This is a genomic window from Amycolatopsis sp. NPDC024027 (genome assembly GCF_040638975.1).
In the GTDB taxonomy this organism is placed as follows: Bacteria; Actinomycetota; Actinomycetes; order Mycobacteriales; family Pseudonocardiaceae; genus Amycolatopsis.
In genome coordinates this window covers 674,582-687,207 of sequence record NZ_JBEZYY010000002.1, presented here as the reverse complement: position 1 = coordinate 687,207, position 12,626 = coordinate 674,582, and the positions used below count along the sequence as shown (strand labels likewise).

Sequence of the window (12,626 nt, the reverse complement as noted above, 5' to 3'; positions counted from 1 at the left end):
CGACGACGAAATCGAAGGCGTTGAGCTCTCGCCGGCGAATAGCAGCACGCTTGGCAGGCTTTCCTCACGCACCTCGGCCGCTGACCAGCGGGACCGCACGCCGGTCCCCCGAGCGCACCATTGCCAGCAGCGGCTTCACCAGCACGCTCAAGACCCGCGCCACCACCGGCCGGCCGTTCTCGCGAGCGAGGTCCGGTCCGAAGCGGTCCATCAACGCCACCAGACCCGGCAACGTCCGCACGAACAGCGTCGCCTCCTCGATCAGGCCGTCGTCGTTCAGCCGTACCACCGTGGCCTCCTCGATCGGCTCGCCGCCGATCCTGGCGGTGTAGACCACCACCCGCGTCCGCGCGTCGCCGACGTCCGTGTGGAAACTGATGTCCTCCAAGTGCCGGTACGCCACCTCGATCAGCGGCCGCAGCTGCGCGTGCCCGGTGAAGCGCACCCGGGACGTCAGCGGTGAATGCAGCACCGCGTCCGGCGCGAACGCCGTCATCGCCAGTTCGACGTCGCGTGTTTCGGCTGCGCGGCGATACGTCTCCGTGCTCATCGTTCCCCCTTGGTCAGCGTGGCGAGCCCGCGCCACAGCAGGTCGACCGTCAGCGCCACCACGTCGTCGCGCGGGATCTCGCGGTGGTCCCACCACCACGTCGCGATCGAGTTGAGGGCGCTCTTGCACGCCTCCGCCAGCACCTCGTCGGCCAGCGGACGCGGGATGCGGGACGTCAGGTCCAGCGGCACCCCGTGGAACAGCGAAGCCAGGTTGGCCGTCGCGCGGGCCTGGCCGCGGCGGTGCACCGAAGCGACCGCCGGGTCCGCCGGGGCCTCCGCGAAGATCATCCGCCAGCCGCGCTCGTTCGCCTCGATCCAGTGGAAAATGGCCGAAACGCGGCTGCGCAACAGCGTCTCCGGGTCGGCCGACGCCGGCAGCTCGGCCCAGCCGGCCAGCAATCCGTCCACTTCGGACTCCAGCAGGGCCGCGTACAGCTGCGCCTTCGCCGGGAAGTGGTCGTACAAGACCGGTGTGCTGATCCCGGCGGCCGCCGCGACCTGGCGCATCCCGGCCGCGTCGTAGCCCGACGCGGCGAACACCTCGCCGGCCGCCGCGAGGATCCGCTCGCGGCGCGCTTCCCTCGTCAACCGCTTACCTGACATCGGTTAGGTACCGTACCTGACAGACGTTAGGTAACGCCAGGAACACCACCTGCGAAGACTCGCGTAGCCTGATCGACCGTGCGCAACGTCGTAGTCGTCGGGGGCGGGATCGTCGGTCTGGCCGTGGCCTGGGAGCTGACCAGGCGCGGGCTGGACGTCACCGTCCTGGAAAAGGAATCCCGCTGGGCGGCGCACCAGACCGGGCACAACTCGAACGTCGTGCACGCCGGGCTCTACTACAAGCCCGGCTCCTTCAAGGCGCGGATGTCCGTCGCCGGCAACCGGTCCATCGTGGACTTCGCGCGGCAGTACGGCGTGCCCGTCGAGGTGTGCGGGAAGCTCGTCGTCGCGACCCACGAGCGGGAAATCCCCGCGCTGAACACGCTCGCCGAGCGCGCCGAGGCCAACGGCGTCCCGGCCAAGCAGATCTCGCCCGCCGAAGCGCGCGAGTACGAGCCCGAGGTCGCCTGCGTCGCCGCACTGCGCGTCGAATCCACCGGGATCATCGACTTCCCCGCCGTCTGCCACGCGCTCGTCCGGCTGCTCGACGAAGCCGGCGTCGACCTGCGGCTGGACTCGCCCGCGCTGGCCATCCGGGCCGGGAGCCACGGCGGGGTCGAGGTCGCGACCGGCGACGACGTCGTCCAGGCCGATGCGCTCGTCAACTGCGCCGGCCTGCACTCGGACCGCGTCGCGCGGCTGGCCGGGCTGACGCCGTCCGCGAGGATCGTGCCGTTCCGCGGCGAGTACTACGAGCTCAAGCCGGACCGGCGGCACCTGGTCAAGGGCCTGATCTACCCCGTGCCGGACCCGACGCTGCCGTTCCTCGGCGTGCACCTCACGCGCATGCTCGACGGCAGCGTGCACGCCGGCCCGAACGCCGTGCTCGCGCTGCGCCGCGAGGGCTACCGCTGGCGCGACTTCTCCGCGAAGGACGTCGCCGAGGTCGCCGGTTTCCCCGGCGTCTGGCGGCTCGCGCGCAAGTACGCGTTCCCGACCGGGCTCGACGAGGTCCGCCGCTCGTTCTCCAAGAAGCGGTTCGCCGCGAGCCTCGCGCGGCTCGTGCCGGCCGTCACCGAGGACGACATCGTCCGCCACGGCTCCGGCGTCCGCGCCCAGGCCATGCGCCGCGACGGCTCGCTCGTCGACGACTTCCTCATCGAGACCGCGCGCGACCAGGTGCACGTCCTGAACGCGCCGTCGCCGGCCGCGACGAGCGCGCTGGAGATCGCGCGCCACATCGCGGACCAGGTCTCCGAGGGCTAGCCGGGCAGGTTCGCGGTCACCAGCGGCAGGCCCTGCTTGACGAGGTCACAGGTCTTCGCGTCGTCGCCGATGAACCCGCTGACCACCTGCACCGACGACGTGTCGGTGATCGCCAGCGTCGCGCCGCAGGTCACCCGCAGGCCGCCCATGTTCGGGAACAGGCCCCACTTGCGGCCGCCGACGTCGACGGTTTCGGCCGGGTTGACGCCCTTCGCGCCCGGCCACTCCCCGACCGGCGTGCTGGGGCCGAACCAGACCTCGAACGCCTTCTGGCCGCCGTCGCCGTCGGTGTCGTCCCAGAGGCAGAACGACGCGTTCGGCACCGTGGACGAGGTGTCCTTCTCGCCGGTGGGCGAGATGTCCTTCAGCTGGGCCACCTGCTCGGGTTTCAGCGCCGCGCACGGGTCCGCCGACAGCAGCGGGCCGCCGGGCTCGGGCTTCGCCGACGTCGACGGTGTGAGCGGCGGGGCGTCCTGGCCGCCCGGCAGGTGCGCCGCGACCTGCGGGATCACGGTCTTGGCCAGTTCACACGACTTGTCGAGCTTGCCCGCCGAGACGCTGACGTAGGCGAACGACTTGGCGCCGAGCAGGGCGTAGAACGCGCAATCGTCGGGCAGGATCGAGGCGTACTGCGTCCAGCTGAGGCCGCCGACCGGTTGCGGCTCGGACTTCTTGACGGCGCCGGAGATGTACTCGTTGAAGTCGATGTCCGAGGCGACGCCCACGTTGAGGACGGCCGACGGCTCGATGTCGTCCTTCGAGCTCCAGAGGCACATCGGCGGCTGCAGCCGCTCCTTGTTCTCCTTCACCGAACGGCCCGGCGACTGGTAGCCGAGAGCGTCGACCTGGGCCTGGTCGAGCAGCGTGCAGGCGTCGACGGCCTGGGCGACCGGGCCCTGACCCGGCACGGGCGACGCCGAACCGCCGACCGTCACCGTGCAGCCGGTCACCACGGTCACGGCCGCCAGCGCCGCCGCGACCTGCCACTTCTTGCGCATGCGAGTCCTCCCGTTCGGCCCGGACTGTACTGGGACGAACGGAGCAGCACCGCGGATCCATCCGATTCAGCGGGGCGTGAGGACTTCCTTGCCGCCGACGAACGGGCGCAGCGCCTCCGGCACGCGGACCGAGCCGTCTTCCTGCTGGTGGTTCTCGACGATCGCGGCGATCCAGCGGGTGGTGGCCAGGGTGCCGTTGAGCGTCGCGGCGATCTGCGGCTTGCCGTTCTCGTCGCGGTACCGGACCGAGAGGCGGCGGGCCTGGAACGTCGTGCAGTTGGACGTCGAGGTCAGCTCGCGGTAGGTCTCCTGGGTGGGGAGCCACGCCTCGCAGTCGAACTTGCGGTGCGCGGACGTGCCGAGGTCGCCGGTCGCGGTGTCGATCACCCGGTAGGGCACCTCGATCTTCGCGAGCATCTGCTCTTCCCAGCCGAGCAGCCGCTCGTGCTCGGCCTCGGCGTCCGCCGGCTTGGCGTAGACGAACATTTCGACCTTGTCGAACTGGTGGACGCGGATGATGCCCCGGGTGTCCTTGCCGTACGAGCCGGCCTCGCGGCGGTAGCAGGACGACCAGCCCGCGTAGCGGTTCGGGCCGTCGTTCAGGTCGAGGATCTCGTCGGCGTGGAAGCCGGCCAGCGGCACCTCCGACGTGCCGACGAGGTAGAGGTCGTCGTCCGCGAGGTGGTAGATCTCGCTCGAGTGCTGCCCGAGGAAGCCGGTGCCGGCCATGATCTCCGGGCGGACCAGCGACGGCGTGATCATCGGCGTGAAGCCGTTCTCGAGCGCCTGCGCGATGGCCATGTTGAGCAGGCCGAGCTGCAGCTGCGCGCCGATGCCGGTGAGGAAGTAGAACCGCGAGCCCGAGACCTTCGCGCCGCGTTCCATGTCGACGCCGCCGAGGCCTTCGAGCAGCTCGAGGTGGTCCTTCGGGGTGAAGCCCAGCTTCGTCGGCTCGCCGACGTGCTTGACCACGGTGAAGTCGTCTTCGCCACCGACGGGCGCGTCCGGGTGGACCAGGTTCGGCACGGTCCGGAAGAGCTGGTCGAACTCCTCCGACGCGGTGTTCTGCTCCACCTCGGCCGCCTTGACCTGCGCGGCGAGCTCCTTGGCCGTGGCCAGGAGCCGCTGCTTCTCCTCCGGCGGCGCCTTCGGGATCTGCTTGCCCAGCAGCTTCTGCTCGTTGCGCAGCTTGTCGGCGGCCGCGATCGAGGACCGGCGCCGGGAGTCGAGGGAGAGCAGCTTGTCGACCACTCCCTCGTCTTCACCACGAGCGCGCTGCGACGCGCGCACGGCTTCCGGGTCATCGCGCAGAGTCCTGGGGTCAATCACGGGTCAGAGGGTAGTCCGTACAGACTGTGCGGCCCTACTGGGTTATCCCGACAGTCTGATCGTTGAAGCGCTGTTCAAGGCGTCCCCATACTCCAGGGAAACCCTGAGGAGGCGCCCGATGACCGACGAGCTGCTGGCCCGGCACCGCGCTGTCATGCCGTCCTGGATGTCGCTGCTCTACGAGGAGCCGATCGAGATCGTGCACGCGCACGACCGCCGGATGACCGATTCCCAGGGCCGCACCTACCTGGACTTCTTCGCGGGGGTGCTGACCAACTCGATGGGCTACGACGTCGCCGAGATCGGCGACGCGGTCCGCAAGCAGCTCGACACGGGCATCCTGCACACCTCGACGCTGTATTTGATCCGGTCCCAGGTCGAGCTGGCCGAGCGGATCGCGGCGTTGTCCGGCATCCCGGACGCCAAGGTGTTCTTCACGAATTCGGGCAGCGAGGCCAACGACACGGCGCTGATGCTGGCGACGCAGTACCGGCGCAGCAACCAGGTGCTGGCGATGCGCAACTCGTACCACGGCCGCTCGTTCGGCACGGTCGCGATCACCGGCAACCGCGGCTGGTCGGCATCGGCGCTGAGCCCGGTCAAGGTCAACTACGTCCACGGCGGCTACCGGTACCGCAGCCCGTTCCGCGACATGTCCGACGCGGACTACATCGACGCGTGTGTCGCGGACCTGGTGGACGTCCTGGACACGGCGACGGCGGGCGACGTGGCGTGCCTGATCGCCGAGCCGATCCAGGGGGTGGGCGGGTTCAGCCTGCCGCCGGACGGCCTGTTCCGGGCGATGAAGGAGGTCCTGGACGAGTACGGGGTGCTGTTCATCTCGGACGAGGTCCAGACGGGCTGGAGCCGCACGGGCGAGCACTTCTGGGGCATCGAGGCGCACGGCGTGACCCCGGACATGATGACGTTCGCCAAGGGCCTGGGCAACGGCCTGGCGGTCGGCGGCGTAGTGGCCCGCGGCGACGTGCTCGACTGTTTCCAGGCCCAGTCGTTCTCGACGTTCGGCGGCAACCCGGTCTCGATGGCCGGCGCAACAGCGGTCCTGGACTACATCAAGGACCACGACCTCCAGGCCAACTGCGCGGCCCGCGGCGCGCAGCTGCTGTCAGGACTGCGCGCAGCGGACTCACCACTGGTCGCCGAGGTCCGAGGCAAGGGCCTGATGATCGGAGTGGAGCTGATCAAGCCGGGCACAACTCAGCCTTTCGTGGCGGCGGCGGCACGGATGCTGGAGGAGACGAAGAAGCGCGGCTTGCTCATCGGCAAGGGCGGCCTCCACGGAAACGTCCTCCGCCTGGGCCCCCCAATGACCCTGACGGCGGACGAGGCCCAGGAAGGCCTGGACATCCTGCTCGACGCACTGGCGGCAACCCACGCAGCCCTGGCCTGACCCCAGACAAAAGGAGCGGGGTGGTCATCCCGTCGCCTGAGGCCGCAAAAATCACTTTGAGCCGGGCCCGCAACCAAAAGCGCAACGCGAGACGACAGCGCAGGCTTGCGGGCCCGGCTCAAAGTGATAGGCCTCAATCAGGCGACGGGATGACCACCCAGCGCCCCAAACACGCGAAGGTGGGAGACAAGCGCTCCGGGTGGCCATCCCGGAGCCTGCCGGTCCGGCGAGGACAGCTTTTGTCCTACGGCGTTCGTTTACCGCGGTGGAGCGGCAGGGGCGGGTTCTGCCGCGGCAGGGCCGGGGAGGTCTGGTGACGTCGTTGGCCGGCTTGCGCCGCCGGCCGCCGGTTCGTTCGCTCGGTCGCTCAGCCCCGCACGAACCTCGCCACGTGCTCGGCCAGTTCCTCGCCCGCGTCTTCCTGCAGGAAGTGGCCCGCCCCGGCGATCACCGGGTGCTCCAGTCCCTGCGCGCCCTTCATAGCGCGCTTCAGGATCGGGGCCAGGCCGCCCGTGATGGGGTCGCCGTCGGAAAACGCCACCAGGAACGGAAGCTCCAGCTCGCTCAACGTCTTCCACGCCGCACGGTTGGCCTCCGTTGCCGGGTTGTCGGGCCGGTAGGGCACCAGTCCCGGCATGGCCCGGGGACCGGCCTTGTACGTCTCGTTCGGGAAGGGTGCGTCGTAGGCGGCGCGCACCGCGTCCGGCAACGTCGACGCGCACCCGGACTGCACGAACCGGGCGACGTCCAGCACCGGGGCCTTCTCGACGGCCTCGCGAAAGGCGTGCCACGCCGCCGGCATGTCGTGGTCGCCGCTCGGCAGGCCCGTGTTCGATGCCACCACCCGGGCGAACCGGGCCGGCTCCGCCGCCACCAGGCGCAGGCCGATCAAGCCGCCCCAGTCCTGGCCGACCAGTGTCACGTCGCGCAGGTCCAGTGCGTCGAACGCGAACCCGCGCATCCACTCGACGTGGCGGGCATACGAGTGATCCGCCTGCTTCGCCGGCTTGTCGGACCGGCCGAAGCCCACCAGGTCCGGGGCGATCGCGCGCAGGCCGGCCGAGGCCAGGACCGGCAGCATCTTGCGGTACAGGAACGACCAGCTCGGCTCGCCGTGCAGCAGCAGGACCACCGGGCCGTCCGCCGGCCCCGCCTCGACGTAGCCGACTCTGATGCGGCCGTCGTGCGGGTCGTCCAGCTCGGCGTAACGAGGCTCGAAGGGAAAGTCAGGCAGGTCCGTGAACCGGTCGTCCGGTGTCCTCAGCAGGCGCACGGACCCCACGCTAGTGCGAACGGAAGAGCCGGACCACGCGTCACGTGGCCCGGCTCACAAACACCGCTCAGGAGATGCCGACCGCCACCACGAGGCCCAGGCCGATGTGCGCCGCCGCGACGACGATGCTCACCGGGGCGAACTTCTCGCTCTCGATGGTCGAGGCCACGTCGATGCGGGTCGCCCACTCCAGCAGCCGGACCCCGACCACCTGGACGACGATCCCGAGCAGGCCGTAGACCAGCGACGTGATCAGGCCCTCGGTGAGGTCGCTCGCCGAGTTGAAGATCGCCACGACGACGATGAACGACATCGCGAGGAGCCCGGACGCGGTCACGATCACCGCGTTCGGCAGGCCCTGTGTCACCAGCTTCGACAGCTTGCCCGGTGTGGTCCAGTCGATCGCCCAGAAGCCGCCGAACATCAGCAGCAGGCCGATGACGCCGTACAGCAGGATCGCGCCGATCCCCCGCACGAGGTCGGAGCCGAACGTGTCGGACAGCGCAAGGGTCGTGTTCACGAATTGTCTCCCAGGGGAAAAGAGCTGATCAGCGACGGTGTTGTATCACGACTCGACGATGCGGTGTGGGACAAATGCCGCACCGTCGTCGGTGACCAGGCCGCCGGTCTCGCGGATGCCCAGCCCGGCGGAGCTGTCGCCGACGATCCACGCACCGAGCGCCGGCCGGTAGCCGTCGAACTCGGGCAGCGGGTCGAACGCCTGGTAGACGAAGCCTTCGGCGCCGTAGACGCCGTCGGTCTGAGTCTCGTAGCCGGTCGCGACGATCTGCACGTTCGCGCCCTCGCGGCCCAGCTTCGGCTTGCGGACGTACTCGGTGAGGATGCCGGGGTCGTCGGCGAACGCCGGCAGCAGGTTCGGGTGGCCCGGGTAGTTCTCCCACAGGATCGCCAGCAGCGTCTTGTTGGAGAGGATCATCTTCCAGAGCGGCTCGATCCACAGCGTCCGCGGCAGCGACTCGACGGCGTTGCGGCCGAACTCCTCGTCGACCACCCACTCCCACGGGTACAGCTTCAGCACGGTCGCCATCTGCTGCTCTTCGAGGTCGACGAACCGCTTGAGCAGCGGGTCCCAGCCGATCTCCTCGATCGCCAGGCCCACCGTGTCGAGGCCGGCTTCGGCCGCGGTCTCCTGCAGGTACGCCGTGGTGACGTTGTCCTCGCCGCTCGGGTCGGCCGCCGACCAGGTGAAGTGCAGCTCGTTGGACGGCAGCTTGTCCCGGAGGAACGCCCACCGCTCGACGAGCTTCTCGTGGATCGAGTTCCACTGGTCGTCGTCCGGGAAGACGTCGGTCTTCCAGTGCCACTGCAGCAGGGACGCCTCGAGCAGCGTCGTCGGCGTGTCCGCGTTGTACTCGAGCAGCTTCGCCGGCGACTTGCCGTCGTAGCGCAGGTCGAACCGGCCGTAGACGTGCGGGTCCTGCCGCTTCCACGACTCGGCGATGTGCGGCCAGACCCACTCCGGGATGCCGAACCGCTGGTAGCCCTCGGTCGTCACGACGTTGTCGACGGCCTCCAGGCACATCGAGTGCAGCAGCTCGACGTCGGCCTCCAGCGAGAGGACCTCGTCCATGTCGAAGACGTAGTGCACGGACTCGTCCCAGTACGGCCGCACCCGGCCGCTGCTGTCGCGGGCCGGCGTGCCGTAGACGAGCCCCTGCTCTTCGACGATCCGCTGCCAGTCGCGCCGCGGCTCACGCCGGTCCCGGTACACCTACGATCCCCCGCTCTTGCCGCTGCCGCCGGTGCTGCCGCTCTTGCCGCTGATGCCGAACCCGCCGCGCTGGACGGACTTGCCGGACTTCGTGTTGACGTTGGTCCGCGCCGACGGGGGGTCGTACGAGCCCCCGGAAACGCGCTGCCCGACCGTGCCGGAGCCGCCGTAGTTGTACCGGTAGCTCTGGTAGCCGCCGCCGTTGATCGGGATGAACCAGAACCCGCCGCTGGAGTAGCCGTGGTGGCTGGTGACGTAGTTCTCGTCGCAGTTGTCGTCGGGCTGGACGACACCGTTGGAGTCCGTGCAGACCGCGGTGACGTCACCCGCCGGCTTCGCGACCGAGTAGAACGTCGCCACCAGGCCGACGAGCCCGACCGTGACGCCGCTGCCGATCAGGATCTTGCGCCGCGTCGCCGCCTTGGCGTCGGACTGGCGGGCCAGCTCCTCGTCGCGCTCTTCCTGGGCCAGCGCCTGCTGACGCGCCCGCTGCTCGGCCAGCGAAGGCTGACGAGGCTGGGTGTTCGAGTCCTGAAACCTCATCGAGCCGCGCTTCGGCGGCTCGGGGGGCGGCTGGTCCCCAGTATTGTTGTCCTGCGTCATGTGCGCTCCGTAATCACCGGCCACCGCGAAACCGTGACCACCCTAACCACCCGGACCGCGCACGTCATGCGCGGCGCGGGCATCATGGACTGCGATGTCTCCCAGCACCGATCGGTTCCCCACCGCCCCACAAACGTTACGCACCCGCGTCGTGATGGGCGGGATCTTCGCGGGCGCGCTGATCGCGCTCGCGCTCAGCGTCGTGTTCTCGTGGAGCGACGGCATCGTCGGCGGCTCCGGCGGCGGCGCGGGCAAGCTGTCGGCGGCGGCCCAGGAGGCGTTCCACTCCCCGCCCGGCAGCTGCCTGACCTGGGACAACCCGGACGCCAGCGACGCGCGCAAGGTGGCCTGCACCCAGTCGCACCTGTTCGAGGTGACCACGCTCGTGGACATCGGCGCCCAGTACCCGGAGGGCGCGCCCGTCCCGTCGCTGGACCAGTGGCAGCAAATCGCGCAGCAGAAGTGCACCGCGGACGTGAAGCCGTACCTGGGGCACAAGCTCGACCCGTACGGCAAGCTCACGACCAACCTGCTCCGCCCCACGCCGTCACAGTGGGAGGACGGCGACCGCCAGCTGCGGTGCGGCCTGCAGTGGGCGGGCCCCGGCGGCAAGCTGCTGCCGACGACCGGGCCGGCCAAGGACCAGGACCAGTCGCTGGTCTTCGAGCCGGGCACCTGCCTGGCGCTGCGCGGCAAGGGGGTCGGCGATCCGATCGACTGCACGAAGCCGCACTCGTACGAGATCGTCGCGACCCTCGACCTCAAGACGAACTTCAAGGACGGCTACCCCGCCCAGGACAACCAGAAGGCCTGGCTCGACACCGAGTGCAACAAGGCGGCGGGCGACTACACCGGCGGCGCCGACCTCGAGGCGAAGAAGGTGATCCTGACCTGGGACCTGCGGGAGCAGGAGAGCTGGGACACCGGCTCGACCAAGGTCAACTGCAAGGTGGCCTCGGTGCTGCCGGACAAGAGCGGCCTGCAGGCGGTCACCGGCAGCGTCAAGGCCGCCCCGGCGGGCCCGGACGGCGGCCAGCCCCAGGACGGCGGCCCGCCGTCGGACGGCGGCGGTGGCGCGGCCACGCCGAACCCCGCGCCTTCGACGGCGAAACAGGGCGGCTGATGCCCGTCGAGATGAGCCGGGAGCGGTTCGAAGAGCTGGTCTCCGAAGCCCTGGACGAGGTGCCGCCCGAGTTCGCGCGCGCGATGGACAACGTCGTCGTGCTCGTCGAGGAGTTCAACGACGAAGCGCCGGACATCCTGGGGCTCTACCACGGGATCGCGCTGACCGAGCGGACCTCGTCGTACGGCGGGGTGCTGCCCGACCGCATCTCGATCTACCGGCAGCCGATCCTCGCCATGTGCGAGGACGAGGACGAGGTCGTCGAGGAAGTCCTGATCACCGTCGTGCACGAGCTGGGGCACCACTTCGGCATCGACGACGCCCGGCTGCACGAGCTCGGCTGGGGCTGAGCACACACGGGGCTCCCCCGAGCCGGGGGGGGCTCCGCGGTCGTCGGCGCGGGTTCGCTCGACACGGCCAACAGCAAGCTGCAGGGGGTCGGGGTGTGGCGCAGGGTCGGCTGAGGCGCTGCTGGGTATGCGCTGCGGCGCGGCCTGCTCGGTGACGAATCGGACTCAGCCGCGGCGCTGACCCACCACGATCCGGGATTGTGAGCTGAAATAGCTCCTCACCCAGGTGGTGAGGAGGCAGTCATGCGCACCGTGGACCCGGGGACCGGCACCGACGCCGATCCCGACTTCGACGAGTCTCCGGCCGAGCCCGAGTCCGAGTCCACCCCGCCCCCGCCGTCACGCCGGTTGCTCGTGGTGTGTGCGGTGGCCGGGTTCGTGCTGGGCGGCAGCGTGCTCGGGCTCCTGTGGGGACTGTCCGGAGTGCACGCCGGCGCGCTCGAAGACGCCGTCGCGGCGTGCCAGGCGCTCGACCGCGTGGGCGAACTGCCCGACACGAGCCAGGACACGCAGCCGAAGCTGACCCCCGGGCTCAGCTCGGAGCGGCTGCACCGGATGATGGCCGCACGCGAGCTGTCCGCGGCCGCCGCCCAGGTGAACGCCAACTACCAGCCGCTGGCCGACCACATCGACGGCGTCAGCCGGATGGTGCTGAGCCTGCACTTCAACGACATCTCCGGCCAGCGACACCTGACCGAGGCCAAGGAGATCTGCGGCCGCATCTAGGCGGGGTGGACCGTCTTCACCGCGAGCTGGTTGCCCGGGATCTTCGTGCTCGCGCAGCCGGTGCCGTCGTCCGGCACGAAGTTCGACGCGGTCTCCTGCGGCAGGTAGATGCGCAGGCCCTTGACCGGCGTCGGCTGGCAGGTGCCCGGGTCGAAGTTGCGCACGTTGACGAACTGGATGTCGGCCGCCGCGGTCTGGCCCGGATTCAGCTTGACGGCGTTGCCCTTGGTGCCATCGCGGAAGGCGTCCTTGCCGACCTGGTGCCCGTCCGCACCGGCCACATAGGACACGCCGGGGAAGCCCTGAATGATGCAGGGCTTCCCGCTGGAGTTCGTGATGAGCAGCGGCCGGAACGTCGAGCCGGCGCCCGAGTCGCCCTGGCCGAGCGAGAGCTTGACGTCCCCGGACCGGCACAGGCCGTTGTCGGCGGGCTGGGCCGCGGGCGGCTCGGCCGGAGTCGAGGTGGGGGTGGGGCTCGACGTGGCGGTGGTGACCGTGGTGGTGGCGGTCGGCGACGCCGAGGTCGACGGCGTCGAGCTGCTCGCCGCGTTCGTGGTGCCGCCACCGCCGCAGGCGGAGAGCGCGAGGACGCCCGCCGAAGCCGCGACAACCGGGAACAACCGTGAAAGCTTCATGTCAATCGCCTCCCTGGTGTGGTGC

The 12,626-nt window shown here is 70.0% G+C and carries 14 protein-coding genes; 5 read left to right on the top strand and 9 right to left on the bottom strand.

The window, feature by feature from the left end; translation table 11 throughout:
- Positions 1-64: 64 nt before the first annotated feature.
- Together AB0F52_RS08155 and AB0F52_RS08150 are read right to left on the bottom strand one after the other, a co-directional pair.
- A complete protein-coding gene (locus AB0F52_RS08155) occupies positions 65-550 on the bottom strand; it encodes a nuclear transport factor 2 family protein (protein ID WP_360166061.1) in 486 nt (161 codons plus the stop codon).
- The gene (locus tag AB0F52_RS08150) at positions 547-1,155 is read right to left on the bottom strand and encodes a TetR/AcrR family transcriptional regulator (RefSeq protein WP_360166058.1); all 609 of its coding nucleotides are present in this window, start codon (positions 1,153-1,155) and stop codon (positions 547-549) included. The genes AB0F52_RS08155 and AB0F52_RS08150 overlap by 4 nt, the downstream gene beginning before the upstream one ends.
- Before the next feature lie 78 nt (positions 1,156-1,233).
- On the opposite strand from AB0F52_RS08150, the gene lhgO reads away from it, so the two are divergent.
- A complete protein-coding gene (lhgO, locus tag AB0F52_RS08145; protein ID WP_360166055.1) occupies positions 1,234-2,421 on the top strand; it encodes an L-2-hydroxyglutarate oxidase in 1,188 nt (395 codons plus the stop codon).
- Here the strand turns inward: lhgO and AB0F52_RS08140 are convergent.
- Positions 2,418-3,419: a DUF3558 family protein gene (locus AB0F52_RS08140; RefSeq protein WP_360166052.1), complete on the bottom strand. Its 1,002-nt coding sequence runs from the start codon at positions 3,417-3,419 to the stop codon at positions 2,418-2,420. The two genes, lhgO and AB0F52_RS08140, sit on opposite strands and share 4 nt — an antisense overlap.
- 66 nt (positions 3,420-3,485) lie before the next feature.
- Entirely contained in the window at positions 3,486-4,748 is a 1,263-nt protein-coding gene (gene serS / locus AB0F52_RS08135; protein ID WP_360166049.1) for a serine--tRNA ligase, read from the bottom strand.
- A gap of 118 nt (positions 4,749-4,866) precedes the next feature.
- Between serS and AB0F52_RS08130 the strand changes: the two genes are divergently transcribed.
- Positions 4,867-6,159 carry an aspartate aminotransferase family protein gene (locus AB0F52_RS08130; protein ID WP_360166041.1) on the top strand — a complete coding sequence of 431 codons (1,293 nt, stop codon included), beginning with the start codon at positions 4,867-4,869 and terminating at the stop codon, positions 6,157-6,159.
- 367 nt (positions 6,160-6,526) lie between these two features.
- Here AB0F52_RS08130 and AB0F52_RS08125 read toward each other — a convergent pair whose 3' ends face one another.
- From AB0F52_RS08125 to AB0F52_RS08110, 4 genes are read right to left on the bottom strand one after another with little or no spacing between them, the layout of a single operon-like run.
- Positions 6,527-7,441 carry a haloalkane dehalogenase gene (locus AB0F52_RS08125; protein ID WP_360166038.1) on the bottom strand — a complete coding sequence of 305 codons (915 nt, stop codon included), beginning with the start codon at positions 7,439-7,441 and terminating at the stop codon, positions 6,527-6,529.
- A gap of 58 nt (positions 7,442-7,499) precedes the next feature.
- Positions 7,500-7,952, bottom strand: a complete 453-nt coding sequence (locus AB0F52_RS08120; protein ID WP_285987660.1) for a DUF350 domain-containing protein — start codon at positions 7,950-7,952, stop codon at positions 7,500-7,502.
- Positions 7,953-7,997: 45 nt separating this feature from the next.
- Positions 7,998-9,164, bottom strand: coding sequence for a glutathionylspermidine synthase family protein (locus AB0F52_RS08115; protein ID WP_360166035.1), 1,167 nt, complete (start codon positions 9,162-9,164; stop codon positions 7,998-8,000).
- On the bottom strand, positions 9,165-9,767 hold the full coding sequence (locus AB0F52_RS08110; protein WP_360166032.1) for a hypothetical protein: 603 nt from the start codon (positions 9,765-9,767) through the stop codon (positions 9,165-9,167).
- A gap of 94 nt (positions 9,768-9,861) precedes the next feature.
- On the opposite strand from AB0F52_RS08110, the gene AB0F52_RS08105 reads away from it, so the two are divergent.
- The 3 genes from AB0F52_RS08105 to AB0F52_RS08095 all read left to right on the top strand — a co-directional run bounded on the left by AB0F52_RS08105 (position 9,862) and on the right by AB0F52_RS08095 (position 11,966).
- The gene (locus tag AB0F52_RS08105; protein ID WP_360166029.1) at positions 9,862-10,890 is read left to right on the top strand and encodes a septum formation family protein; all 1,029 of its coding nucleotides are present in this window, start codon (positions 9,862-9,864) and stop codon (positions 10,888-10,890) included.
- A complete protein-coding gene (locus AB0F52_RS08100) occupies positions 10,890-11,240 on the top strand; it encodes a metallopeptidase family protein (protein WP_020642760.1) in 351 nt (116 codons plus the stop codon). The genes AB0F52_RS08105 and AB0F52_RS08100 overlap by 1 nt, the downstream gene beginning before the upstream one ends.
- Positions 11,241-11,483: 243 nt before the next feature.
- Entirely contained in the window at positions 11,484-11,966 is a 483-nt protein-coding gene (locus AB0F52_RS08095; protein WP_360166026.1) for a hypothetical protein, read from the top strand.
- Here AB0F52_RS08095 and AB0F52_RS08090 read toward each other — a convergent pair.
- Entirely contained in the window at positions 11,963-12,607 is a 645-nt protein-coding gene (locus AB0F52_RS08090; RefSeq protein ID WP_360166639.1) for a DUF4232 domain-containing protein, read from the bottom strand. The two genes, AB0F52_RS08095 and AB0F52_RS08090, sit on opposite strands and share 4 nt — an antisense overlap.
- Between the last annotated feature and the right edge of the window lie 19 nt (positions 12,608-12,626).